General features: G+C 31.1%; 24 protein-coding genes. 10 read left to right on the top strand and 14 right to left on the bottom strand.

Going from position 1 to position 24963, the window contains the following annotated elements; all coding sequences use genetic code 11:
- Positions 1 to 57 precede the first annotated feature (57 nt).
- The 4 genes from HM985_RS10095 to HM985_RS10080 all read right to left on the bottom strand — a co-directional run bounded on the left by HM985_RS10095 (position 58) and on the right by HM985_RS10080 (position 3599).
- On the bottom strand, positions 58 to 774 hold the full coding sequence (locus HM985_RS10095; RefSeq protein ID WP_179376137.1) for a head GIN domain-containing protein: 717 nt from the start codon (positions 772 to 774) through the stop codon (positions 58 to 60).
- A gap of 103 nt (positions 775 to 877) precedes the next feature.
- Positions 878 to 2677 carry a PspC domain-containing protein gene (locus tag HM985_RS10090; protein ID WP_179376136.1) on the bottom strand — a complete coding sequence of 600 codons (1800 nt, stop codon included), beginning with the start codon at positions 2675 to 2677 and terminating at the stop codon, positions 878 to 880.
- The gene (locus HM985_RS10085; RefSeq protein WP_179376135.1) at positions 2674 to 3015 is read right to left on the bottom strand and encodes a PadR family transcriptional regulator; all 342 of its coding nucleotides are present in this window, start codon (positions 3013 to 3015) and stop codon (positions 2674 to 2676) included. The genes HM985_RS10090 and HM985_RS10085 overlap by 4 nt, the downstream gene beginning before the upstream one ends.
- A gap of 137 nt (positions 3016 to 3152) precedes the next feature.
- Positions 3153 to 3599 carry a DUF4870 domain-containing protein gene (locus tag HM985_RS10080; protein ID WP_179376134.1) on the bottom strand — a complete coding sequence of 149 codons (447 nt, stop codon included), beginning with the start codon at positions 3597 to 3599 and terminating at the stop codon, positions 3153 to 3155.
- Between the two features lie 178 nt (positions 3600 to 3777).
- Between HM985_RS10080 and HM985_RS10075 the strand changes: the two genes are divergently transcribed.
- From HM985_RS10075 to HM985_RS10065, 3 genes are all read left to right on the top strand, one after another.
- The gene (locus HM985_RS10075) at positions 3778 to 4233 is read left to right on the top strand and encodes a DUF4442 domain-containing protein (RefSeq protein ID WP_179376133.1); all 456 of its coding nucleotides are present in this window, start codon (positions 3778 to 3780) and stop codon (positions 4231 to 4233) included.
- 93 nt (positions 4234 to 4326) lie between these two features.
- A complete protein-coding gene (locus HM985_RS10070; RefSeq protein WP_179376132.1) occupies positions 4327 to 5124 on the top strand; it encodes a TIGR00266 family protein in 798 nt (265 codons plus the stop codon).
- A 223-nt stretch (positions 5125 to 5347) separates the two neighbouring features.
- Positions 5348 to 5545, top strand: a complete 198-nt coding sequence (locus HM985_RS10065) for a hypothetical protein (RefSeq protein ID WP_179376131.1) — start codon at positions 5348 to 5350, stop codon at positions 5543 to 5545.
- A gap of 60 nt (positions 5546 to 5605) precedes the next feature.
- On the opposite strand, the gene HM985_RS10060 is transcribed toward HM985_RS10065, so the two are convergent.
- The gene (locus HM985_RS10060; protein ID WP_179376130.1) at positions 5606 to 6544 is read right to left on the bottom strand and encodes a LysR substrate-binding domain-containing protein; all 939 of its coding nucleotides are present in this window, start codon (positions 6542 to 6544) and stop codon (positions 5606 to 5608) included.
- Positions 6545 to 6645: 101 nt separating this feature from the next.
- On the opposite strand from HM985_RS10060, the gene HM985_RS10055 reads away from it, so the two are divergent.
- The gene (locus HM985_RS10055) at positions 6646 to 7125 is read left to right on the top strand and encodes a Dps family protein (RefSeq protein WP_179376129.1); all 480 of its coding nucleotides are present in this window, start codon (positions 6646 to 6648) and stop codon (positions 7123 to 7125) included.
- A gap of 73 nt (positions 7126 to 7198) precedes the next feature.
- On the opposite strand, the gene HM985_RS10050 is transcribed toward HM985_RS10055, so the two are convergent.
- The 7 genes from HM985_RS10050 to HM985_RS10020 all read right to left on the bottom strand — a co-directional run bounded on the left by HM985_RS10050 (position 7199) and on the right by HM985_RS10020 (position 14017).
- Positions 7199 to 7615: a DUF2141 domain-containing protein gene (locus HM985_RS10050; protein WP_179376128.1), complete on the bottom strand. Its 417-nt coding sequence runs from the start codon at positions 7613 to 7615 to the stop codon at positions 7199 to 7201.
- 171 nt (positions 7616 to 7786) lie between these two features.
- Entirely contained in the window at positions 7787 to 9118 is a 1332-nt protein-coding gene (locus tag HM985_RS10045; RefSeq protein ID WP_179376127.1) for a DUF58 domain-containing protein, read from the bottom strand.
- Positions 9119 to 9175: 57 nt separating this feature from the next.
- Entirely contained in the window at positions 9176 to 10180 is a 1005-nt protein-coding gene (locus HM985_RS10040; protein ID WP_179376126.1) for an AAA family ATPase, read from the bottom strand.
- Positions 10156 to 11385 carry a DUF4350 domain-containing protein gene (locus tag HM985_RS10035; RefSeq protein ID WP_179376125.1) on the bottom strand — a complete coding sequence of 410 codons (1230 nt, stop codon included), beginning with the start codon at positions 11383 to 11385 and terminating at the stop codon, positions 10156 to 10158. The genes HM985_RS10040 and HM985_RS10035 overlap by 25 nt, the downstream gene beginning before the upstream one ends.
- Complete coding sequence (locus tag HM985_RS10030) at positions 11382 to 12116, bottom strand: DUF4129 domain-containing protein (RefSeq protein WP_179376124.1); 735 nt, start codon at positions 12114 to 12116, stop codon at positions 11382 to 11384. Before HM985_RS10030 ends, HM985_RS10035 begins: the two co-directional genes overlap by 4 nt.
- Complete coding sequence (locus HM985_RS10025) at positions 12117 to 13004, bottom strand: hypothetical protein (RefSeq protein ID WP_179376123.1); 888 nt, start codon at positions 13002 to 13004, stop codon at positions 12117 to 12119.
- Positions 13001 to 14017 carry a stage II sporulation protein M gene (locus tag HM985_RS10020; protein ID WP_179376122.1) on the bottom strand — a complete coding sequence of 339 codons (1017 nt, stop codon included), beginning with the start codon at positions 14015 to 14017 and terminating at the stop codon, positions 13001 to 13003. Before HM985_RS10020 ends, HM985_RS10025 begins: the two co-directional genes overlap by 4 nt.
- A gap of 36 nt (positions 14018 to 14053) precedes the next feature.
- Here HM985_RS10020 and HM985_RS10015 point away from each other — a divergent pair, with 36 nt between their 5' ends.
- The 6 genes from HM985_RS10015 to HM985_RS09990 all read left to right on the top strand — a co-directional run bounded on the left by HM985_RS10015 (position 14054) and on the right by HM985_RS09990 (position 21304).
- On the top strand, positions 14054 to 14770 hold the full coding sequence (locus tag HM985_RS10015) for an RDD family protein (RefSeq protein WP_179376121.1): 717 nt from the start codon (positions 14054 to 14056) through the stop codon (positions 14768 to 14770).
- Between the two features lie 72 nt (positions 14771 to 14842).
- The gene (locus tag HM985_RS10010; RefSeq protein ID WP_179376120.1) at positions 14843 to 15454 is read left to right on the top strand and encodes a trimeric intracellular cation channel family protein; all 612 of its coding nucleotides are present in this window, start codon (positions 14843 to 14845) and stop codon (positions 15452 to 15454) included.
- Between the two features lie 541 nt (positions 15455 to 15995).
- Complete coding sequence (gene dhaK, locus HM985_RS10005) at positions 15996 to 17063, top strand: dihydroxyacetone kinase subunit DhaK (RefSeq protein WP_179376119.1); 1068 nt, start codon at positions 15996 to 15998, stop codon at positions 17061 to 17063.
- 41 nt (positions 17064 to 17104) lie between these two features.
- Positions 17105 to 17740, top strand: coding sequence for a dihydroxyacetone kinase subunit DhaL (dhaL, locus tag HM985_RS10000; RefSeq protein ID WP_179376118.1), 636 nt, complete (start codon positions 17105 to 17107; stop codon positions 17738 to 17740).
- Positions 17741 to 17759: 19 nt separating this feature from the next.
- The gene (gene ptsP / locus HM985_RS09995) at positions 17760 to 20246 is read left to right on the top strand and encodes a phosphoenolpyruvate--protein phosphotransferase (RefSeq protein WP_179376117.1); all 2487 of its coding nucleotides are present in this window, start codon (positions 17760 to 17762) and stop codon (positions 20244 to 20246) included.
- Between the two features lie 176 nt (positions 20247 to 20422).
- Positions 20423 to 21304 (top strand): helix-turn-helix domain-containing protein, encoded by an 882-nt coding sequence (locus tag HM985_RS09990; protein ID WP_179376116.1) that lies wholly within the window; start codon positions 20423 to 20425, stop codon positions 21302 to 21304.
- Between the two features lie 13 nt (positions 21305 to 21317).
- Here HM985_RS09990 and HM985_RS17285 read toward each other — a convergent pair whose 3' ends face one another.
- Together HM985_RS17285 and HM985_RS09980 are read right to left on the bottom strand one after the other, a co-directional pair.
- Positions 21318 to 22424: an inorganic diphosphatase gene (locus HM985_RS17285; RefSeq protein WP_246284991.1), complete on the bottom strand. Its 1107-nt coding sequence runs from the start codon at positions 22422 to 22424 to the stop codon at positions 21318 to 21320.
- 24 nt (positions 22425 to 22448) lie between these two features.
- Positions 22449 to 24962, bottom strand: a complete 2514-nt coding sequence (locus HM985_RS09980) for a YARHG domain-containing protein (RefSeq protein ID WP_179376115.1) — start codon at positions 24960 to 24962, stop codon at positions 22449 to 22451.
- Position 24963 lies beyond the last annotated feature (1 nt).

Raw genomic sequence — 24963 nt, 5'->3', positions numbered from 1 at the left:
AGAGTTTGAGATGTTTCAGAATTGATTGATTGATTGATTGATTGATTGATGAATATTTTAATATCGTTTTATACTTCCAGCTGAATTATCGGATTTATTAATTGTTTCAGGGTTTCCTAAGTATTTAACGTCACCACCACTTGTTGCTTGGGCTGTTAATATTTTAGTGGTGTTAACGTTTATATCTGCACCGCTAGTTACACTAACGTCTGCTATTTCTGCAATTAATTGAGAAGCATCAATATCACTACCACTTGTAGCAGATGCAACTAATTTCATAGTAGACCCACTTACATCTATATCACTTCCACTAGTAGAATTACAACTTAGAGATTCGGTTAATACATTTAATTTTATATCAGCGCCGCTTGTGCTGTTTAGCTCTAAGTTAGAAACTTTAACAGTGTTATTACTAAAAACATCACTACCACTAGTGGCTGTAATCTTTGAAATTGTTTTAATATCTAGCATCACTTTTTTTAAAGTTGCTCTTCCGATATTTTCGCTAGTATAGATATTTAAAGTACCATCAACAACTTCTGTTATAATAAGATTTTGGAGGTTTTCGTCAGTTTCAATAGACAACGCTTGGTTATTAGATTGTGTAATGTAAAGATCTAAGCCATTACTTATTTTAATCTCGTTAATGTTTTGGTTAATAGTGCGGTTTGCTTTTACAACATTGCCATTGCCTTCTACACCAGTTGTGAAATTACAAGATAATAAAAGTGCACTAATAATACTGGTTGCGATAATTCTAGTTAATGTAGTCATGTTTTCTGTTGGTTTTTTGATTGATGAATGGTTTGTTTAATAAATTTAAGTCGATTAAACTTTTTTATATATTTTAATTTGATGAGTTGTTAAAAGTTAATTCTCAATTGTCATTAACTTCTATTTTAACCCCATCTTCGTCATTAATTTTAATACTAATTTCGGATGTTTCCTTAGTCGTCTTATTAATATTTGACAACTCTGTATCAGTGTCTATCATTTTTTCTTCAACAGTTTCTGCATCTTCAATTTTAGATTCTTTTATACAATCTAAACATTCCACATCATCTTCAACTATTTTGAAATAGTTGTTTTGCATTTCACGCTTTAATAAATTATTAGGTGAATTATATTGTCTTGTAAAACGTGAAGCATAGTTATCTGGACTGAAAACAGTTCCTTCAGGCAAATACAAAGTAATTTCTATATGTTGGTCACTAAATTTATTAGATGCCTCTGTAATTAAATAAGAGTCTAATCTTAGTTCATTGCCAACAGTTTTAAAATTGTAATTAATATTTTCAGCACGTTTTCTTGCTAATTCATAATTGCTACCGCTAGCAAATGCACTCACTTTTAAATGGGCTAAAGAATCTGTAGTAGATTTTATTGTAAGTCTAATGTCTCTTGCAGATATAATACTACTGTTATTATCCTTAGGGCTTATTCTGTAATTATAATAATTGCTTTGTAAATGTTTATTATAGCTATCGTGGCTTATCATTTTTATCTTTAAGGTATCACCCGATTTAATATTCAAACTATCATCAAATTGTACAATATTTGCATCATAGGCTTGCTCTGTTGCCTGGCGTATACCAACAACAACGAGTCCTACTATAGCCATAGTCCAAATTCCTAATAATGTGAATTTAGCAATGTTTCCAATTGATTTTAAGTTGTTAACTAAAATCTTCAATCCTAGATAGAATATAAAAAAGAAAGGAATTGCAATGGCAAAAAACAATAATAAAGACATTAACCAAATAGGAATATTTGCGGCGTTAGAAGCATTTATAAAATCTAATCCAGGAAAATGGACAGCGTTTGTTATACCTATTGTAAAAAAAGCGATTATAAAACCTATAATACAACTAAGACCAATAAAGATTAGTAAGATTCCAATAAATTTAGCAATCACTTTAAAGAAAAACATAATAATGTTTCCTATCGTTTCAAAAAAGGATTGTGAGCTCGACTTTAACTTACTGCTTTGCTTTTGAAAATCGACACCCTTCACGGTTTCAGAGACCTGATCAAAACCTTCTTTTATTTTATCTCCATGTTTTTTTAAATCTACATTTTTTAAATTTTCAGAAACGGTATCAATACCGTCTTTAATTTTTTTTTCAATGTTACTAATGTTTACTGCATCTCCGGTCATGGTAAGCTTTTCAGCCGTTGTTTTAGCTTCAGGGATTAATGCCCAAAGTATAATATATAATAGTATACCTGTACCAAAACTAAAAAATAAAATCACCCACAGAAGACGAATCCATAACGCATCTAATCCAAAATAATGACCAATACCAGCAGCGACTCCACCAATATAAGAGTTATCTGTATCTCTAAAAAAACGTCGTGTCGCAGTCGTTTTTCTTTTGGATTGTTGTTGAGGTTCGTCTTCAAATATTTCGTCATCTACTAAGTAATCTTCAGGCTGTCCCATAATGGCAATAACGTCGTCTACCAACTTAAGACCTACAACTTGTTTTTGATTTTGAATGCGCTCCGAAAATAATTCAGCAATTCTTGCTTCAATATCAGAAATGATCTCAGATTGACCTTGAGAGTCTGTAAATGAACGTTTAATAGCCTCAAGATAGCGTGATAATTTGAGGTAAGCATCTTCATCTATATGGAAGAAAATCCCTGCTAAATTTATGTTGACTGTTTTATTCATTTTTTTGGTGTTTTAGTGTTGGTAACTAGATTAACGGCATTTTGTAATTCACTCCAAGTGGTATCTAATTCGGTAAGAAATAGTTTTCCCGTATCAGTAAGTCCGTAGTATTTTCTTGGTGGTCCAGAGGTAGATTCTTCCCAGCGGTAGTTAAGTAATCCTGCGTTTTTTAATCTTGTTAGTAGGGGGTATATTGTACCTTCAACTACAAGCATTTTAGCGTCTTTTAGTGTGCCTAAAATTTCGGCAACATAAGCATCTTCATCGGCGAGTATAGATAATATGCAATACTCTAAAACACCTTTACGCATTTGTGCTTTTGTGTTTTCTATTTTCATATATGTTGTCTGTTATGTGTTAAGACTTTATGTGGATTGCACATTAGTTTAAGTCTTTTAATTTTAATTAAACTGTTCATTTTTTGATTGATTTGATTATTGATGAAATATGATGTTCTGAATAAATTCAGGATTGATTATTTTAAAAAATTGATGGTAAATGGATACTTAAAATCATTTCCATCTCTAGCTGATAAACTCGCTTTGACAATGAGTGCTAATTCTACTATAAAGGCAATAATGGCTATGACACCTAATCCACCACCAACGTACAGTAGAGCAGAAGGCTCACCAACATTAATATTGAAATTCTGAAATCCATTAAAGTCAATAACATCTAATCCGCTTAATATTTTAAAAATAAAAAGCGGTACACTCAACGTTCCTAATATAATAGCGTAGAGCAAAACACTGATTTGAAAATTAATAGCTTGCTTACCATGTTGATCCACAAATTCTGATTTGTTTTTATTGGCTGCCCATAAAACGATAGGTCCAATAAAGTTTCCAAAAGGAATTACAAATCTCGAAAAGGTAGACAAATGAATAAATGTCGCTAAGTTTTTGTGATGGTTATCAATCATTTTATAAAGTATATAATAGTTGCTTATACAAATATATGTCTTTAAAAAGGTAGTATGTTACACATAGTACTTAATATTAACATTTATTTAACATTAGTTAAGTCTATCATTTTCACTTATTTTAGTGAAAATTAATATAAATAGTATCTCTTTTTTAATGAGATAAAAATAAATCTCTATGAATATATCACCATCTAAGCTCAATAAATTTTTAATGATAAAACTGCCTGCAGCGTATTTTACAGGTGTAAGAACCAAAATATTAAATAACACAACATGCATTGTTACTGTAAAACACCGTTGGGTAAACCAAAATCCGTTCAGGTCTATGTTTTGGGCTGTACAAGGCATGGCAGCTGAGTTAACAACAGGAGCTTTAGTTATGAGAAAAATTAAAGAAAGTGATAAAAAGATATCGATGTTAGTTGCGAGTAATAATGCCACATTTACTAAAAAAGCCACAGGCGTTATTACATTTACATGTAACGAAGGAGAAAAAATAAATGAAGCTATAAAGAAAACGATAGCATCTGGGGAAGGTCAGACTGTATGGCTTAACTCTAATGGCATAAATGAAGAAGGTATAGAAGTTTCTTCTTTTAATTTTCAGTGGACACTCAAGGTTAAATCTTAAAATGATAAATAAATAATAAGCAGAAGGTTCAAAATAAATTGTAACAAATTATCAATTTCATCAACTTATATTTAAACAACTAAATATTTTATCATGACATCACACGAAATAGATTACCGTATTTACGGAGAAGAAATGCAATATGTAGAAATAGAATTAGATCCTCAAGAAGGCGTTATTGCCGAATCTGGGAGTTTTATGATGATGGATGATGGCATTAAAATGGATACAATTTTTGGAGATGGTTCTCAAAAAGACACTGGGTTTCTAGGTAAAATATTAGGTGCCGGGAAGCGAATCCTTACCGGTGAAAGCTTGTTTATGACGGCTTTTTATAATAATCTTACAGGTAAACGTAACGTCTCTTTTGCTTCACCTTATCCAGGAAAAATTATATCAATTGATTTAACAGAATATGGTGGTAAATTTATTTGCCAAAAGGATGCATTTTTATGCGCAGCAAAGGGTGTTAGTATAGGTATTGAGTTTTCTAAAAAATTAGGTCGTGGACTTTTTGGCGGTGAAGGCTTTATTATGCAAAAATTAGAGGGTGACGGTATGGCTTTTGTACATGCAGGAGGAACTACAGCAGTAAAAACATTAGCGGCTGGCGAAATCTTACGCGTAGATACAGGTTGTATTATTGGGTTTACACAAGGTATTGATTATGATATTGAATTTATAGGTGGAATTAAAAACTCGATATTTGGAGGCGAAGGTTTATTCTTTGCAAAGCTACAAGGACCAGGAAAAGTTTATATACAATCCCTACCTTTTAGTAGGTTAGCTGGTCGTGTATTAGCATCTATACCTAATGGTGGTAAGTCTAAAGGAGAGGGTAGCGTCCTTGGTGGTTTAGGTAATTTGTTAGATGGGGATAATCGGTTTTAATTAACTTAATAATCTATTTTTTAGGTGTTTGTGTTTGGTTTTTTGTAGCGGTTTGTTACTGTTTTTTTCGAGGAATTACTTCCAGTTTTTAACATAATAAGCTGTTAAACTTTTGTGTTTAATAAACTTGAGTTCAAAAAAAATACTATCTTTAAAATCAGATATTGAAACCATAGCGTATAGATTAAAATTACCTTTGTTAACCTAAAAACTTAAAATACTTATGGCGCGAGCAATGTATGAGTACACTAAAACTGTACTCAATAAAGTGAGTTTTGATGCGACATTATTTTGCAAAGAAGTGCAAAAAGCTGCGAGACGATTATTACCGCATGAACTAGAGGAACTTAGAATATTTATTGAGTCCTTAATCCATCAAAATCCAGAATTAAATCAATGTATGATTTATTTGAAAGCATAATAAAAAAAGCGATTCAATATTGAGTCGCTTTTTTTATGAGTTCTTATTTAATAGAATTTGTTATTTAGCTTTTGGACTGATAATTTCTACATTTTGAAAAGCAATTGCTCCACGTATAATTCCAGAAATCACATCGTGCATGGCATCAATGATCTGCATTTTTAATTCACTTTTATGATAAATGATACTCACTTCTCTTGCCGGTGATGGTTCTGCAAAGAATCTTAAGTGAGGACTCAATTTTTCTTTTATATCTAAAGTATGTAAATAAGGTAAAAGTGTCATTCCCATCCCTTCATTAGATAGCTTTATAAGGGTTTCAATACTTCCACTTTCAAGTTGAAATGTTTCGTCAGCTTGGTCCTTAAACGTTTTGCAAAGATTAATTACACCATCTCTAAAACAATGACCATCTTCTAAGAGCAACATATCATCAATACTTAAATCAGAGGTTTCAATAGTTTTCTTGTCTTTTAATCTATGATTATCTGGTATATAGGCTACAAAAGGCTCGTAGTATAGTACACGCTCTTTAATATTATCACTTTCTAAAGGGGTAGCTGCAATTGCTGCATCTAGGTGACCATCGCTAATACGAATTAATATTTCATCGGTTGTTAGCTCTTCAATCTTTAATTTAACTTTCGGATATTTTTTAATGAAATTCTTTAAAAACATTGGCAACAGTGTAGGCATAACGGTAGGTATAATTCCTAATCTAAATTCACCTCCAATAAATCCTTTTTGTTGATCTACAATATCTTGAATTCTATCTGCTTCATTTACTATATTTCTAGCCTGATAAACAATTTTTCTACCAACTTCAGTGAGTTCAATTGGTTTCTTACCTCGATCAAAAATAATAATATCTAATTCATCTTCTAACTTCTGAATCTGAGTACTTAAGGTTGGTTGCGTAACAAAACATTTTTCTGCTGCTTTAGTGAAATTCTTATGTTCTGCAATGGCTAAAGCGTATTTCAGTTGCGTAATCGTCATAACTATTAATTTAGACTATAAAAGTATAAAAAGTATTCATTACTACTATGATATTTTTGGCCTAAAAATCCGTAAATTTGAGATAATAAAAAACAGATATTATGACATTAAATAGCATAGGTTTAGATACCAAGAAAACGAAAGTATTAGCTGACGATTTAAATCAGCTACTAGCAAATTTTCAATTGTATTATCAAAATTTAAGAGGAATACATTGGAATATCAGAGGACGTGCATTTTTTGATTTACACGTTAAATTTGAAGAATTATATACAGATGCCAATTTAAAAGTAGATGAGATTGCAGAGCGTATTTTAACGTTAGGTGCAACTCCATTACATACTTTTGAAGATTATACCAAAGCAGCTAAAGTTCCTGTAGGAAAAAATATTTCTAAGGATGATAAGGCTGTAGAATTAATTGTAGAATCCCTAAGTGAATTATTGAAAATGGAACGTGCTATTTTAGAGTTTGCAGGGGATGCTAACGATGAAGGTACAAATTCAATGATGAGTGATTTTATTACTGAACAAGAAAAAACAGTTTGGATGATGAAAGCTTGGTTAGGCGAAACAGTCTAAGATTAAATACATAGATAAAAAAAAGACTGCTGAAGAGCAGTCTTTTTTAGTTTAAAATATTATTAAGATAAAGCTAGAAGCGGATGTGTAATGTTAAATCTTCATTTTCTACTTCAAACTTAGCATCATCATATTGAGGTGGTCCCATAGTCATTGCATTGTTAGACATTCCGTAAGATTCTAAAGGCATCCCATTTTCCATATAATCCATTTTTTTATTATTGTTCTCATCGTGCAAGACCATTATGGCGTATTGTCCAGCTTGTACGTTTTTAAAAGTTAAAGTTACTTTTCCGTCCTTAATATCAGTCTCAGTACTCATAATACCTTTACTTTTCATAAATGTATCTGCGGTATGTAGAGCCATGGAAACCTTGCCTTTGTTATTTGTCACGTTGTCTACAATCACTGTGATTGATACACCTGAGTCTTGAGAAAATCCTAAGAATGAAGCTAGTGCAATTGTCAATGATAAAATTAATTTTTTCATAATGTTGATGCTTTTAAAGTTGGTGTAATACTGTTTGTTTTTATTGATAATTCAAATATCTTATAAATAAACAAGCTTAAACGATTAAAAATACCAAACTGTAATTTTATTTGGATGAGTTGTGTTTTTTCGCAAGAAACTAGAAGCCAGGACTAGTATGCGGAATTGTATTTACAAAAGACCACGAGCTTTAATCTCTAAGTACTTGTTAATGGTATTTATGGTTAAATTTTCTGGAGCTGTTAAGATAGATTGAATACCGTGTTTTTGAAGCTCTTTGACCATTAATCGTTTTTCAAAAGCAAATTTTTCAGCAATAGTTTTATGATAAATAGATTGTAAATCTTCTGCCTTCTCATTAATAATGGTGTCTAATTCTGTGTTTTTAAACAGTACTACAACAAGCATGTGTTTTTTAGAAATGGCTTGTAGGTATGGTAACTGACGTTTTAAAGCGCTGATGTGTTCAAAATTAGTATACAATATAATTAAGCTACGATGTGTTACTTTTCGTTTTAGCTGTGCGTAAAGTAAACCAAAATCGCTATCTGTAAATTGTGTATCAATATTATATAAAGCCTCGAGAATACGGTTGAGATAGGTTAATTTTTGAATGGCAGGTAGAAAGTTTTCAATCTTTTTTGAAAAAGAAAGCATACCAACTTTATCATGTTTTTTTAGGGCAACATTACTAAAGGCTAATGTAGAATTAATGGCATAATCTAACAGTTTTAATCCGTTAAATGGCATTTTCATTATTCTTCCTGTATCAATGATAGAGTAGATGGGTTGGGATTTTTCATCTTGAAACTGATTCACCATCAATTGACCACGCTTGGCAGTTGCTTTCCAATTTACAGTTCTAAAATCGTCGCCATTAACGTATTCTTTTATTTGTTCGAATTCTGAAGTATTCCCGATTTTTCTAATCTTTTTTAGGCCAAATTCAGTTAAAGCATTGCTTACGGCTAAAAAATCATATTTCTGCATTTGAATGATAGATGGGTAAACCATAACCATTTGCTGATTATGAAACTGATACCTTCGTTTTACAATCTTAAGAACAGAGGATACAAACACATTGAGGTATCCAAAATAATATTCACCACGATCTACAGGCCTTACTAAATAATCGAAATCGTGATTTTCATTAGGACCTAAAGAGGTCTTGTAGGTAAAATCTCGCTTTTGAAATTGTACAGGTAATTCATCTATAACATCAATAAAAGTTTTAAAACTATATTTATTAGTAATGGCAATTGGAACCAAATTGTTATCACTGTTAGAAAACTTATCTGGTAATATTCGTCTTGCATTTATTGCATCTGAAGACTTGTAGAGTAACATCAAATCTATCAATAATAAGACAGCTATTATAATTGTAGTAATCCATGCAATGGGATAGAAAATAGAAAACCAATAAGACAAAAGAAAACACACAGAAGCCACTGCTATATAAATATAGAGTTGTTTGTGTATGTATAATGATTTTAAAAAATTCATATTTGCTTACTGCTTACTGCTTACTGCTTACTGCTTACTGCTTACTGCTTACTGGGATTATCTAGGAACTTCAACGGATTGCACAATCATTTCAATAACATTTTCAGTGGTCATGCCTTCCATTTCACGTTCTGGTGTTAAAATAATACGGTGATTTAGTACTGGGTTTAACGCTTTTTTTACATCTTCAGGAATTACAAAATCACGTCCGTTAATTGCAGCAAAAGCTTTAGTTGTATTTAAAATGGCAATTGATGCTCTTGGAGAACCACCAAGATATAAGTGTGGATGATTTCTAGTTTTTGAGACAATTTCAGCAATATATTTAATGATTTTTTCTTCGACGAGAATTTCTTGTGTTTTACTCTTGTAATCTTCTAGTGAAGCTGTATCGAGTATTGCATTAATTAACGCTTGAGGTTTTTGTCCTTTACGTTCGTGATGCGATGTAATTATCTTAATTTCATCTTCTAAACTCGGGTAGTCTACTTTTATTTTAAAGATAAAACGGTCTAATTGCGCTTCTGGTAAAGCGTAAGTTCCTTCTTGCTCAATAGGGTTTTGTGTTGCTAAAACCATAAATGGGTTATCAAACTTGTAAGTTGTACCATCAATAGTTGCTTGCCGTTCTTCCATGGTTTCAAATAAAGCAGCTTGTGTTTTGGCAGGTGCTCTGTTGATCTCATCTATTAATACAATGTTAGAAAATATTGGTCCTTTTTTAAATTCGAATTCAGAAGACTTCATGTTTAAAATTGAAGTTCCTAAAACATCACTAGGCATTAAATCTGGTGTAAATTGAATTCGACTAAAATTCGTTTTTAAAACTTTAGCAAAGAGTTTAGCGGTTACGGTTTTTGCAATTCCTGGAACTCCTTCAATTAAAACATGTCCATCGGCTAATAAGGCTACGATGAGCAATTCCACAAAATTATCTTGTCCAATAATAACTTTTCTTAACTCGGCTTTAATGCTTTCAACAGCATTTTTTAAGTCCTCTAACTGAATTCTATTATTAAAGCTTAAGTTATCTTGCTCTATATTGTTTTGTTCTTCTTCCATTGATTGTTGGATTTAAATTGTTCTATCAAGGTATTTAAACGTTCTAATTCTATAGAATTAATTTCCGTTTTCTGGTTTATTGTTTCAATAACCTTAAATAAGGTTTGTGTATCTTCTATTGTGTTATTACTTCTTGCTGCCAGATTATCTATAAAACTAGGGTTTATTTCTGACGTTGTAAGGTGTAAAGTGTTTCTAATATACTCTAAGAAATGATGTGTTTTATGTTCGGAAATATCCTTGTGCTTTCCGCTTTCATAATACATATTTGCAATCGTTCTTGTGAAATCGACAGTGTGGTTTTGTAAGGGTTTTACAATTGGTATGGCCCGTTGTTTACGTTTTCCTTCAAAAATAATATAGATTAAAGCACCTATTAATATCATATAATAAGCCCACTTCAATGATTTTGTATTTAAAAATAAATACATTGGTGAGGTGTAAAATGTCTTTCCTGTTTTGTAATAGGTGTCTATATAAATGGGTTTAGTGGTATCTAAATAAGATAAAAGCCCTGCTGTGTAATCTTGATTTGGTGGTTGAAGTATGAAGTAATTTGTATAAGCCTGTGGAAATGTGTTTAGTAATATTTCACCTTTTCCAAAAGGTTGTTTAACACTGCTGATTAACGAGTCTTCGATAGGTTTGTTTTTACCCCTATAGGCATCAATAAAGCCTATAATAGAAGTTTTTAAAGTATCTATTTTATTAAAATAATGAAATGTGTTTGGTCTGTCGTATTTATAAGATTTAGTATTATCTAACATTGGGTTTACAAGACTGACTTGATATTCGTTATTAAAATTTTCAAAGGTGTTGATGCTTTTTGTGCTTAGATTTAAGGTGTCTAGTAATTGTTCTTCAAAATCTACAGCAGATACAACGAGTGTATTTCCTTTGCTTACCCAATCTAATAGACTGTTTAACTCTTGCTTCCCAAATGAAATTCCACCATTGTAAAATAGATAAGTTCCATGGATACTATCATTTTGTAAATACTCAAAAGGTGGTCGGTCTACAGTTGTAATATCATGACTTATACGTTTTAATTGCTCATTAAAAACATAAGAACCTAATGGTATTTTATGATGTGTAGCATAGGACGGAAACCAATTAATAGCCTTCGGTTTGTTCATTTCTAGAACAACAATAGCTAAAAGTGTAAATGCTACAAGGATGATATATATTTTACCTTTTTTACTCAATGTTTATTAATTGTATTATTAAGTTGCTCAAAGGGAAGTCTAAGTGTTTCAAACTTTACGGCATCGATGTTAAACTCGCCATACCAAACATAATCATATATTCTAGTAATATTTTTAAATTCAGATTTTAAATAAGCTTTATTAATTTCATTAATATAATCTTCATTGGTTTTTTGTGGTTTCCAAGAGATATTATCGCTTTCTGTAAGTTGTTTTAAAGCTAATAGATAATAATAACGAATAGCCAATCTGTAATTGTTTTGATTAATGGCATCTTGTATTAATCCAGGAATGTCTTCGTTCTTAATAATTTGTTCTTCCTCTGTAAATAAGATAGAGCCTTGCTTTTTAGCTTTTGTGATAAGATTATGAGAATTTACTTTTAAGAAAAAACGTACTAATAAAAAGATCAAAAAGGCTAATAATAAATAAGGTAGAACACTGAAAACAAAATATAAAAAACCCGATGCTGTGCCAACACCAAAAATGGCTTCCCAAAATTTTCTCAACAAATTTTGAAACCATCGATAAGCTTTATCTAAGAAATTCTCTTCGGCGACGACCTCTTTATAATTAAAGTCTTTATCTGATTTATAGGGTTTTAAATGATCTTCACTAATGCTTTGTTTTTTTAGGATAGTATCATCTAATTTTTCAGCATGCAGCGTTTGTTGTGCTATAGAAAATTGCACAAAACAAAAACAAAAAAGTAGCCATTTTAATGCCTGCATTTATTCTTCAGTTTTACCTATTTCGCTAATACGATCGTATGTACCTGTAAAGTTTGTTATTTCATGTAAATGAAAATAAATAACAGCACCGGCGACCATTAAAATAGTATTTAATAAAAATTGAAAGAAAGTATTAAATACATTGAGAAAGATAACTATTGGATCGGAAGACATATTATTAAGATTTGCAGGATCAATTTCTCCTGAAAAAATACCAGTACTAATTAATGCATAAATGATTGAAGGGATTGAAAACACTAAGCTTATAATGTAATAAATAACTCCCAGAATAAGAAAAACACCAAAAGCCGTCCAGAAATCAGCATTTGCTAATTTAAAACTCTCACTAAAAGCATCTGTAGTAGAACGTTTTGGTTCAAAAACATAAACACTAAATACAATAGCCATTGGAACCATGGCATAAAATACAGGAAGCACACAAAGCATTGTTGCTATAAGTAGAGTCATTCCCTTTAAAAAACTAAGTCCAAAAAATGACCAAAAGGATTGATGCACATTCTTTTTTATTTCTATAGGATCTATAGTCCCTTTATTATCTACATAAGATTTTATATAAAAAAGTACTGTAGCCGCGGTAAGAATATAGGCCGCAATTGCCGAAATTAAATAGATTATTACCGTTATAATGGTAATAAAAATATTATTAGAGTTTAAGCTAGATTCATCAAATCGAGTAATATTTAAGAGATCACCGGCAACATAGTTATAAGCCGCAAGCGAAAGCATAAAAACAATAATTGCCGGACCCGCAATATTAAAGATTGTTTTTATAAACGGTTTAAATTCATTTCTAATAAAGCCAAATGTATCTGTAAGTATAGCGCTAAAATCTCGTTGCTTACGGAATTCTATATAAGATTTGTTCATTTGTGGTTGGTTGGGTTAAGGTTGAGTTCTATGATGTTTTTTGTTATTAATGTTTTTTTTAATTTTCTGTGTAATTGAATTGGGTAAATTACGTAGTAAAATAAGATTAAAGCTAAAGAACTTATTATAATTAGTATAGCCAGCCAATCTGGCATTTCGGTATGTCTGGTAACAAAACCTTCTAAAAATCCTGCGATAATAAAAAATGGAATGGTACTCATTAGAATTTTTAAACCATTTATAACACCACGCTTAAAAGCTTCAAGCCTTGGCAAGGTTCCTGTAAATAGCATGCCGTTCCCCATTACTAATCCAGCACAACCGGCTATAATAATTACAGAAATTTCAATTGTACCATGAATCCAAATGGTACGTGCAGATTCCCATAACAAACCTTGTTCATAAAAAAAGTACTGAAAACCGCCAAGCATAATACCGTTTTGCATCATAAAATACAGTGAGCCTACACCAAACAAAATACCGTAACCAAAAGCAAATAAGGCTACTTTTATGTTGTTAAGCGTTATGCCTAGAAACATATCAAATTCCCCTTGTTCTTTATATACAGCCATTGGATCGCCTTTTTCAATGTTTTCCAAAGTCATGTTTACATAAGCATCATTTAAACCAAAGGATCTTACAAAATCTACATCAGTAGCAGTAGAGTATGCGCCAATAAAGACGAAGAAAGCAAATGTTAGAAATGTAATAAGTAGTTCGCGATGATGTTGATAAAATAGTGTTGGAAACTCGGTTTTAAAAAATGAAAACAACCTGTTTTTGGGTTCCTTTTTTGTTTTGTAAATAGATTGATGAGCATTAGATGCTAACTGATTAAGGTAACGCTCTGTATTACTATTTGTGTAAAACGTTTTTGCGTAGCTTAAATGGTCAGTAACTTCAATGTAAAGATCTGAAAGTAAATCGGGATCTAATTGTGTTTTATTTGTAAGAATGTTTTCAAATTCTAACCATTTATCTTTATTTTGCTTTACAAAAGCGGCTTCGCGCATTATGATCCCTTTTTAGGCTTTCAAAGTAAAGAAAATATGGACGAATTTCAAATAGAAACAGCTCAAAATGTAGGGATCAATCAAAATGTAGCTAGTATTGGCGACAGAATGCTTGGTTATCTTATAGATAGCGCAATTATTTTGCTATATACAATTGGTGTTATGTTATTGCTAACAACTTTAAATATGGATATGGGAGAAATGTGGGCTATTTATTTATTGGTGTCTTTACCTGCTTTTTTATATTATGTTTTGCTTGAAACATTTTTGAATGGGCAAACAGTAGGGAAAACATTAATGAAAACCAGAGTTGTAAAAATTGATGGCTCTAAACCCAGTTTTTCAAGTTATTTTGTTCGTTGGATTTTAAGAATTGTGGATGTTGTTTTAACCTCTGGTGGTGTTGCTACATTTACAATTTTATTAAAAGGAAATGGACAACGTTTAGGTGATATCGCTGCGGGTACAACAGTAATTAGTGAAAAACAACGTTTAACAATAAAGGATACGCTTTTAAAAGATATTCCTTTAGATTATGCCCCAACTTATAGCCAAGTTACCATGTTTAATGATCAGGATATGCAAACAATTAAAAATTTGTACGATGATGCAATTAGGAAAGGAAATCATAATATTATAGTGAATTTACACCATCGTTTACTGAAAGTAATGTCTATTGAAACAGAAGAAAAACCTATAACGTTTGTATCTAAGGTGATAAAAGATTATAATTATTATACTCAAAATATGTAATTGTAAGGTCATTTTAAAGAGATAGATTTTAATGAAAAATCTAGCCCGTATCAACACTTAATTTAATATTCAATGTTTATTCAAATTGTAGATTTATTAGGAACTATAGCTTTCGCTATATCAGGTGCATTAATAGCAATGAACAAGCGTATGGATCCTTTTGGTGTCTTAATAATTGCTTTTGTTACAGCCGTTGGAGGAGGAACTTTACGAGATGTAATGATCGGTATAGAGCCTGTCTCTTGGATGCGAAATATAACATTTGTATACGTTATAATTGGTTCTGCAACTTTTGCTGTAATCATTAGAAATAGAATTAGTTACTTGCTTAAGTCTTTATTTTTATTTGATACAATTGGTATCGGACTTTATACTGTTGTAGGTATTGAAACAGGACTTGTAGCCGGTTTACATCCTATAATTTGTATTGCCATGGGCACAATGACAGCATGTTTCGGTGGTGTGGTAAGAGATACTTTATGTAATGAAATCCCTGTGATTTTTAGAGAAGAAATTTATGCAACGGCATGTATCTTAGGGGGAATTACTTATTTTATTTTACTACATTTTTTCGATAACAAGAACTATCTATTTATAATAGCAGGATTAGTGGTTATCATAATCCGGATTATTGCTGTAAGGTTTAAAATTAGTTTACCAAGTTTGTATAATAGTGATAAATAATCTTAGGTTATTTTTTTATGAAAAACTAAGGTAATTACTTTTTAAATTTTAAAGCCAACAATAGATCTCGTTTCAGATAATAAAAAATCAATTTTTTTTTACTGAAAATTAATTTCTGCATACTACAAAATCTTCTTTTAGTAGTTAATCTATTTTTATACACATCATTTAATATTCTTCATAGTAATACGTTATTCACAAAGCTGAAAAAGTAAATTTTTATACAACTTGTAAAAAGGTAAAATAATTGAAGTGATTCTCTCATTTATATGAAATCTATGAATCATAATTCTTAAACAAAACAGCCTTTGTTGTTTGTGACTTCGTAATTATATGTTGTATTATTTAAGGAATAATTAATTTATCTCTATTTTTAGTGTTAAATATACAAAATCGATCCAAATAAAACATAATATGGTCTAAATAGAAAATGCTATAAGGATTCTATATTCTAATTTTGTAGAAGGCTCATTAAAAAAGATGAGATTATCTCAATAAAGAAAGGTTTTACTTACAGAAAAGAACTAAATAAACATATATTATGAAAAAACTTATAAATAAAGTAGAAGACGTTATAACAGAACAAATGGAAGGTATGGCAGCAGCACATACTAATATTAAAATAAACTTAGATCCTAAATACGTTTGGCGTTCTGAAGAGACAAAAAAAGGTAAAGTCGCTATTATTTCAGGTGGCGGAAGTGGTCATGAGCCTATGCATGCTGGTTTTGTTGGTTTTGGTATGTTAGACGCAGCCTGTCCTGGAGAAGTATTTACTTCACCAACACCAGATCAAATGTACGAATGTGCTAAAAAAGTAGAAAATGGAGGAGGTGTATTATTTCTTGTAAAAAATTACACAGGTGATGTCATGAATTTTGAGATGGCTGCAGAAATGCTAAATGGTGAAGGTATTAAAACACAAAACATATTAATAGATGATGATGTTGCAGTAAAGGATAGTCTTTACACAGCAGGAAGACGTGGTGTAGGTACAACTGTAATCATGGAGAAAATAGTTGGTGCAGCAGCAGAAGCAGGTTATAACTTAGAACAATGTGCGGCCCTAGCAGAAAAAGTGAATTCTAGAGGACGTTCTATGGGGATGGCACTGACTTCTTGTATTGTACCAGCAGCAGGAAAACCAAATTTTGACATCGCTGAAGATGAAATAGAAATAGGAGTTGGTATACATGGTGAACCAGGAAGAAAAAGAATACCACATACTACAGCAGATGAAATAACATCAATTTTAGTAGATGCTATTTTTGATGATAAAGATTATTCACGGCTATTAAGAGAATGGGATTTTAATACCAACGGATGGGAAGAAAAAGAAATGGTTAGTAAAGCTTTTGCTTCAGGAGATAAAATGATTGCCCTAGTTAATGGTTTAGGAAGTACGCCATTATCAGAATTGTACTGTGTTTATCGTAAACTAGATGAAATTTGTAAGACAAAAAATGTTGAACTTTCAAGAAATTTAGTGGGGTCTTATATTACCGCATTAGATATGCAGGGCTGTTCTATTACACTTGTACGTGCAGACGAAGAAATACTTAAATTTTGGGATGCTACAGTAAATACACCTGCTTTACATTGGGCTTAATAATTTTTTCAGATAAAATATAGACTAATTAAATAAGTATAATGGAAACAATAAAATTATCACAATTAATAACCTGGTTAGAAAAAACTGCAAAATATATGCAGGAAAATAAAGAATATTTAACCGAGCTAGATTCTGCTATAGGTGATGCCGATCATGGTTTTAACATGGAAAGAGGTTTCAATAAAGTTATAGGTAAAATTGAAGAATTAAAGCAAAGTGAAGATGCCGCAGCTTTATTGAAGGGTACAGGAATGACTTTGATTTCTAGTATTGGCGGGGCTTCTGGACCACTTTATGGAACATTCTTTTTACAAGCGAGCATGGTTCTCAAAGGAAATAAGGAATTAACCTTAGAAGATTTAAAGGCTAGTTTTGAAAATGGATTAAAAGGAGTTAAGTCTAGAGGTAGAGCTAGTTTAGGTGAAAAAACAATGATAGATGTTTTAGAACCTGTAGTAACATCTTTAGTTACATCTACAGAAAAGGGTTTAACTATCAATGAGGCGCTTGAAAATACGGTAAATGTAGCAGAAACGGGTATGAAGTCCACTATAAATATGCTTGCAACTAAAGGACGAGCAAGTTATTTAGGAGAGCGTAGTGTAGGGCATCAAGATCCTGGGGCAACCTCTAGTTATCTTATTCTTAAAGCATTAAAAGAAAGCATTAATTAAAGAATCCTTAAAAACAAATATGGTAAGTATTGTTATTGTATCGCATAGCGAAAAATTGGCTGAAGGCGTTAAAGAATTAGCTGAACAAATGTCACAAAATAAAGTCAAGATCGCAGCAGCAGGCGGTCTTGATGATGAATCTAGTCCTATTGGTACAGATGCTTTTAAAATAATGGAAGCGATAGAATTGGTAGATTCTGAAGATGGTATTCTAGTCTTAATGGATATTGGTAGTGCGGTAATGAATGCCGAATTAGCAACTGAAATGCTTCCTGAAGAAATAATGAAACGAGTATTGCTTTGTGAAGCACCTTTAGTAGAAGGAGCTATTGCGGCAGCTGCACAATCTATGGTTGGGGCTAATTTACAAGCGGTTGCTAAGGAAGCAAGAAATGGTATCGAAGGTAAAGCAAGTTTGTTATGTACTGCAGAAAATGAGGAGGTTGAAAGTTTAGATGAAACAATAGTTACTGATGGTAAAGAAATTAACATAACAGTCCCCAATCATTTAGGGCTTCATGCAAGACCAGCTGTTAGACTAGTAGAAATTACCAATAAGTTTAATAATAAGGTTAGCGTAAGTGTTAATAATAAGCCGTTTGTGTCTGCAACAAGTATTAGTCAAGTTGGTACACTTGGAGCAAAACAAGGAGATACACTTATTTTTAAAGTTGTAGGAGATGAGTTTTTACAGTTTGAGAAAGCTTTAAAACAATTTGAATTAGATAATTTTGGAGATTCAAAAGAAGTTGTTGTTAAGAAGGAAGAGCGTAAAAAACCTTTAAAGATTAGCGCTACTAACAATGATTTTATTGAGGGAATTCCTGCTTCTAAAGGGATTTCTATAGGTAAAGCTAAAGTGTTTTTAAATGCCTCAATTTCTGTAGATAAAACAATTGTAGATCATAGCCTCGAGGAAATAAATAAGTTCAAAAAAGCAGTAAAACGAATTGTTTTGGAGACAGAAGAAATTCAGCATAAAACGATGAATCTTTATGGGAGTGAAAACGCTGAAATTTTCGGTTTTCACCTATTACTCCTCAACGATAAGGAAAAATTAAGTGAAGTAGAAAATTTAATAACTGAAAATCATTTTAGTGCAGCTTATGCTTGGTTTAGAGTATTTTCTGATTTAGAAGATAAATACAAAGGTATGTCTGATCAATATCTTCGTGAAAGAGCTTCAGATATCGTAGAGATTAGAAATAAAGTAATTGATGAAATTTCTGGTTCGCAGCAAATGAAAATTACACTTACAGAGCCTTCAATATTAGTTGTTAATGATATAGGTCCGGCTCAAACCTTAAGTTTAGATACTGATAAGGTACTTGGAATCATTTCTAAAACAGGTGGAGAAACATCGCATGCTACTATTTTGGCAAGATCATTAGGTATACCTTCTATTACAGGATTAGAAAATAAAATAGACATAATTAAAGATGGAGATGTCATTGGTATTGATGGCAGTACGGGTATTATTTATTTAGAAAAAATACATCCTAAAAAAATCGAAGAATTACGCGAAAAACAGCAAATTGAAGAAAAGTTATTTCAAGAAAGTTTTTCAAAAGCAAAACTTCCAGCTGTGAGCAGTGATGGTGTAGAATTTCAAATTCTCGCTAATATAAGTAGTCCTAAAGAAGCGCAAATTGCCTTTACTAATGGTGCAGATGGCATAGGCTTATATAGAACTGAGTTTCTGTATATGAATAGAGAAACACCACCAAGCGAAGAGGAACAATATGAAATTTATAAACAGGTTTGCAATAATATGCAAGGACTGCCTATTACCATTAGAACTTTAGATGTAGGGGGAGATAAACCGATTCCATATTTAGGTATCCCAGAAGAGACAAATCCATTTTTGGGTTTAAGAGGTATTCGCTATTGCCTTAAAAACACAGGTATATTTAAAGCACAACTTAGAGCATTATGCCGAATATCAGCAGACTATGATATAAGTGTTATGTTTCCAATGGTTGGGATGCTAGAAGAGGTTATTGAAGCAAAAGCATTACTAAAAGAAGTGAGAGAGGAACTCGATGCAGAAAAGATTGCGTACGCTAAGGATATGAGAATTGGAATTATGGTTGAGGTACCTTCCGTTATTTTCATTTTACCACAATTAGCTAAACATCTCGATTTTTTAAGTATTGGCACAAACGATCTTACACAATACCTATTAGCAATGGACAGAGAGAGTACGTTATTATCTAAGCATTACAGTGCTTTACACCCCGCTGTACTAAATGCGCTTTCTAAAATAATAGTTGGTGCAAATGCCCAAGGAATAGATGTAAGTCTCTGTGGTGAGTTAGCGAGTAACCCAAAGGCTACGGCTTTGTTAAGTGCAATAGGACTTCGTAAATATAGTATGTCTGGACCCGTAATACCTAGAATTAAAGATGCTATACGAACGATGGATGTTGCTAGTAATAGAGAGATTTTAAAGGATATAGTATTGAGCAGTACTTTAAATGAAGTAGAGCAAAGTATCAACGCTTAGTTTTTATTTTGAACGAAACTAACTAATTGATTATGTTTTATTTGAAGCTAAAGCATAATCAATTATCAAATATTTAATTATTTATTAAATAAACAAGAAAAATATAATATTTAAGCCTGTTTTGCTGTTTTTTATAAATCTTATGACTACATTTAGGTTCTTCTAATTAATGTTGAATGATAGATCAAGAGCTCATAACATATTTTGAAAAAGCAGACAAATTTGAAATTTTAGAAGCAGAAAATCAAGCTATTGTGCATTTTTCAATAGAAGACTCAAGTGAGCGCGATCGGCTGTTTATAAAAGACAACATGCTTATGTTTGTTCTTGAAGGAAATCAAAGTGTAGCAACGCCTAATTATTTTTATAAATTAGAAGCTGGAGAATCTATTTTTGTAAAAAAAGGATCTGTTATAGTTTGTGAAAAATTACGTAATGGAAAAAACCTAGAATGCCTTTTAGTTTTTCTTACAGATGATTTTTTAAAGCGTTTTATTAAAGAATATTTACAAATGATAGCGCCTTCAGAGTTATTAGATATAAACTCTCTAGGTGCTTATCAATTCTTTATTGATAAATGGATGAATGCATACGTCCATTCCGTTTTGTCTTATTTTGAATTGTCAGATTTACCGCCAACTAAAGAGCTGATATCACATAAATTTAGAGAGTTATTATTGTTACTTATTTCGGGACAAGAAAGAAGCTATTTTATGAGTTTTCTTAAAAATTGCTTGATAGAGAACAATTCTAATTTAGATAATGTGGTTAAGACCAATATGTACACCAGTCTAAATGTAGATCACTTAGCACGACTTTCTAATCTTAGTTTATCGCAGTTTAAAAGGGAATTTAAAAAACAATATAAAGACTCGCCTGCTAATTGGTTGCGTGCTAAAAGATTAGAGCATGCTTCACACTTATTGATGACTACAAGTAAAAATATAACCGAAATTTGTTATGAATCTGGGTTTAATAATACCTCACACTTTTGTAGGTTATTTAGCGAGAATTATAAAATGTCACCATTGAAATTTAGACAACAAATACCAACTTAAAGGTTTTTTTTTGTTATTCGCTGTAATAAGTAATTGCATCATTTAAGACTTTAAGTGCAGCGTCTTTATTACCAAATCCATTAGATTCTAATTGGCCTGGACCTTTGTAATTAACAAACCATAACTTCACGATTTCCGAAACGCCAAGATAGTTTGTATTCAATTCTTCAATGGTGTTAATTGCATACAAAGAAGAATTACTAGAAACAGCGATTAATTTATCGTCTTGTTCTCCACGGTCGCTTAAATAGAGGATCCCTATAATTTTACATTTTAAGATCTCATTTCTTTCTGCAGGAGGACCAAGAACTAAAATATCTAAAGGGTCACCATCACCACCTTTATTTTTTGGTAATAATGTTTTAGGAATCATTCCATAATTACCAGGATATCCAATGTAATTAACCTTTCTAGGGCTATTATCTACTATTTCCCATTCAACGTTTCCTGTAGTTTTATTTAACTCCCATTTGTCAACTGTACCTGCTGGGATTTCTATGATGGCATTAATATCACCATTTGCTGCAACCGGATTTATGTCTGTCAATAAATTGATGGCACTATCTTTTTTAGGCCATATGGTTTCAAACCATTCACAAACAACAAGCATATCTTTAGCTGGTGTTCTGTTGTTTTGTTTCATGGTATTAGAAAAAAACGTCCAATGGGCTTCTTTCCATTTTTCTAAAGGTTTATTATTAGTTCCCATATCTAATTCCGCATAGTCAGCAGTGATTTTATCAAAAGGAATAGTATCTACTTTAGTTGTTTTAATTATGGCTTGTGCTTTACCATTAAAATCGGTTACAATAAGTTTGGTTCCTATTTGGGGTAAATTTGCATTTGCCGCTTTATACCAATTATATAGACTAGAAGAGGCTTTTTTTTCTCTATTTACAATGAGTTTAGCTAAACGATTTGCATCTACTTCGTTATCATGAAAAAAATCAGAATCTGGTAAATTTTCGTTTTTAAACTCAGGATTAGATGCTTTAAAAGCATTCCACATATCGTAAACAGAGGTATCAATATCATCTTCTCTCGTAGGCTTGCTTTCGCTCTTGCAGCTTAATAATATCAATATTAAAAAGAGAATAGAAAATTTTATTTTGTTTATCATTAAAGCAGCTTATTAAGTTTTTTATTAGTTGTACTCGTCTGTTGCATTTTCAAATTCTACGGTAAGATCCTCGTTTATTTTAAATTTGAAATCAATAATTTTATTTGTCAGCCAACTGTCATAATCGTCTTGTTCTAAATAATTATCTTCAATAATAATCTTGAGGGTTCTTTTTATATAATCAAAATAAATTGAAATATGATCTAATTCATCGTCATTCTGACGTTCTATGCCAATAACATTTTTGTCAAAATCGGCTTCTTTTGAGAAAGAAAGTCTATTTGATTTTTTTACATTATTAACATCTATAGCTTTAATAAAATTGATGAGTACAGGGTAATACTGCTTGTAATCACCAGAAAAATCTATAGTGTTTAAGTATTGTTGTTTTAAATTTTGTAAGGCTTTAGTAGCCATGTCTGTACGTATTTTTTCGTGTGTTTTTATGAGTCTAACGTTTTCTTCTTCTATATCATTTAAAACAATTTCTATACCTTCTATAGGTTTATACCAACCTTGTTTTGTGAAATAATCAGTTAATTCTCCTTTGCCAAATACGTAACCTTTTCTTGCAAAAATTTCATTACGTAAAAGAGATAGCTCCCATCTGCTTTGTGGTTCTAAATAAGATTCTGGGATTAATTTTGTATCTAGTTTTGTATGAATAAGAAGCTGATTTCTGTTAGGATTATATCCGTTTGCTGAAAAAAACAAATTATTGTTTGATATAGATTGTAGAAACGTTTCTTGCAAGGCATTATAATCTGTAAGTTTTCTATTACCAGTAAAATCGAGTTGTTTTCCTATAAATATTAAATTTTCGAGTCCGTTTAATGATTTTAATTCTGAATTATAATGAAGATTTATTTCTTCATTTACTTTTTGTAAACTACTAAACCCGGTTAGGTCTTCTAATGCAAAATTTCTTCTTAAATATATTTCATTCGCACTTTTTAAGTTGCTAAACCCACTTAAATCAGATAGTTTAATATTTTCATCTATAAATAGATTATCTATAAAGTTTATTTTTTCAAAGCCTTTAATGTGCTCTAGTACAGGGTTGTCTTCTATGTTTATGTCACCTACAGCTTCTAAGCTATTAAAGCCATCAATGGATTTTAATAGTGTATTATCTTTAAATTCTATTTTTTCAGTTATTGTTTTAAGACCATTGAAACCCGACAAGGAAATTAGTTTTTCATTTGTATTAATTGTCATTTTTTCAATATTAGTCAGCGCATTAGGACCTTTAAAATGCTCTAATTTTTTATTACTAAAAAGATAAAACCCTTTTTTAATAACAGTTAGTTTTTTAAATGAATTAGTTAAATCTAAAGTTTCTATTTCGCTACCTATTCCAAAATCTTGTGTGGTTGTAAGATTGCTAAAACCACTTATTGATTTTAAATAATGACAAGTAATACTAAGGCTTTCTCCTATGGTTTTAAGATTATTAAAACCTGTCACTTTTTCTAAATGATTGTTTGAAAAAACAAAGTTTTCTTTAACAGTAGTTATATTGTTTAAACCTGATATTTCTTTTAAAGATCTATTTTTAGAGATATAGATATTCGTTATTTCTCCTTTTATAAGGTTTAATTCGTTGATGTTTTGTAATATAGAGTTGTCTTCAATATCTATATCACCAATAATAGTTGTTAGTTTTTTTAATCCATCTAGAGAGGTTAGTTCACTATTCGCTTTAATTTCAAAATCTTTTCCAATGCTTTTTAAAGATTTTAGCCCCTCTAAATTTAAAAGTTTTCCATTTTCTGAAATTCGTAATATTTCGCCAATACTAGAAAGCTTTTCTAAGCCTTTAAGATTTTTTATAGCCGGATTAGTTGTTATAACAACGTTTTTATCTACTGTTTTTAATTGACGTAGACCTTTTAAATTTTCGAGATATGTATTGCTTCTTACGTCTAAATACCCGTTTTCTATAGCTTCTATATTATGTAGGCCTTCTAAAGTTTTAAGTGATAAGTTAGAGCTAATAGCAAGATGCTTACCAATTAAAGTAATTCCGGATAATTGTGAAATATCTTGTAATCTTTTATTTTTATAAATAGTTAAACCTAATGGTATCGTGCTGGAAAGTTTGTTAAGGCCATCGAGACTTACCAGCATTGGGTTTAGAGAAATATTGAGCTCACTTACTTTTTTTAAATTTTTTAAAGCAGTGATACTTTCTAGTAATTTATTATCTCTAATTTCTAGCTCTCCAGAAATTTCTGTTAAATTGTCTAAGCCATTTAAGGAAATTAAAGCCTTATTCCCTCCTTTCAAATTTTGTTTATAATTATCAATACCAATATGTACATTACCATTAATGATTTTTAGAGACTGTAGTTGTTTTAAGTCTCTAAGGTCTGTATTATAAACTCTTAGGTCGCCCCTTAAAGTGCTATAAGATCCTGATTGAAAACTGTCAAAATCCTTAGGATAGAGGTCCCCTTCCCATACGTTAGAATCTTGCGCGGTTAAATTGACTGTAAATAATAGTAGAACAAATAATTTTATAAAGTTATTTTTCATT

It is taken from the genome of Winogradskyella wichelsiae (genome assembly GCF_013403925.1).
Taxonomy (GTDB): Bacteria; Bacteroidota; Bacteroidia; order Flavobacteriales; family Flavobacteriaceae; genus Winogradskyella; species Winogradskyella wichelsiae.
The sequence above is the reverse complement of the archived record's forward strand: the minus strand, read 5'-3'. Positions and strand labels throughout refer to the sequence as shown.

Coding starts and splice junctions, on each gene's coding strand:
- HM985_RS17285 (WP_246284991.1), bottom strand. CDS start 22,424: ATGATAAACAAAATAAAATTTTCTATTCTCTTTTTAATATTGATATTA.
- HM985_RS10055 (WP_179376129.1), top strand. CDS start 6,646: ATGACATTAAATAGCATAGGTTTAGATACCAAGAAAACGAAAGTATTA.
- HM985_RS10095 (WP_179376137.1), bottom strand. CDS start 774: ATGACTACATTAACTAGAATTATCGCAACCAGTATTATTAGTGCACTT.
- HM985_RS10080 (WP_179376134.1), bottom strand. CDS start 3,599: ATGATTGATAACCATCACAAAAACTTAGCGACATTTATTCATTTGTCT.
- ptsP (WP_179376117.1), top strand. CDS start 17,760: ATGGTAAGTATTGTTATTGTATCGCATAGCGAAAAATTGGCTGAAGGC.
- HM985_RS09990 (WP_179376116.1), top strand. CDS start 20,423: ATGATAGATCAAGAGCTCATAACATATTTTGAAAAAGCAGACAAATTT.
- HM985_RS10075 (WP_179376133.1), top strand. CDS start 3,778: ATGAATATATCACCATCTAAGCTCAATAAATTTTTAATGATAAAACTG.
- HM985_RS10015 (WP_179376121.1), top strand. CDS start 14,054: ATGGACGAATTTCAAATAGAAACAGCTCAAAATGTAGGGATCAATCAA.
- HM985_RS10065 (WP_179376131.1), top strand. CDS start 5,348: ATGGCGCGAGCAATGTATGAGTACACTAAAACTGTACTCAATAAAGTG.
- HM985_RS10025 (WP_179376123.1), bottom strand. CDS start 13,004: ATGAACAAATCTTATATAGAATTCCGTAAGCAACGAGATTTTAGCGCT.
- HM985_RS09980 (WP_179376115.1), bottom strand. CDS start 24,962: ATGAAAAATAACTTTATAAAATTATTTGTTCTACTATTATTTACAGTC.
- HM985_RS10060 (WP_179376130.1), bottom strand. CDS start 6,544: ATGACGATTACGCAACTGAAATACGCTTTAGCCATTGCAGAACATAAG.
- HM985_RS10040 (WP_179376126.1), bottom strand. CDS start 10,180: ATGGAAGAAGAACAAAACAATATAGAGCAAGATAACTTAAGCTTTAAT.
- HM985_RS10090 (WP_179376136.1), bottom strand. CDS start 2,677: ATGAATAAAACAGTCAACATAAATTTAGCAGGGATTTTCTTCCATATA.
- HM985_RS10050 (WP_179376128.1), bottom strand. CDS start 7,615: ATGAAAAAATTAATTTTATCATTGACAATTGCACTAGCTTCATTCTTA.
- HM985_RS10020 (WP_179376122.1), bottom strand. CDS start 14,017: ATGCGCGAAGCCGCTTTTGTAAAGCAAAATAAAGATAAATGGTTAGAA.
- HM985_RS10045 (WP_179376127.1), bottom strand. CDS start 9,118: ATGAATTTTTTAAAATCATTATACATACACAAACAACTCTATATTTAT.
- dhaL (WP_179376118.1), top strand. CDS start 17,105: ATGGAAACAATAAAATTATCACAATTAATAACCTGGTTAGAAAAAACT.
- dhaK (WP_179376119.1), top strand. CDS start 15,996: ATGAAAAAACTTATAAATAAAGTAGAAGACGTTATAACAGAACAAATG.
- HM985_RS10010 (WP_179376120.1), top strand. CDS start 14,843: ATGTTTATTCAAATTGTAGATTTATTAGGAACTATAGCTTTCGCTATA.
- HM985_RS10030 (WP_179376124.1), bottom strand. CDS start 12,116: ATGCAGGCATTAAAATGGCTACTTTTTTGTTTTTGTTTTGTGCAATTT.
- HM985_RS10070 (WP_179376132.1), top strand. CDS start 4,327: ATGACATCACACGAAATAGATTACCGTATTTACGGAGAAGAAATGCAA.
- HM985_RS10085 (WP_179376135.1), bottom strand. CDS start 3,015: ATGAAAATAGAAAACACAAAAGCACAAATGCGTAAAGGTGTTTTAGAG.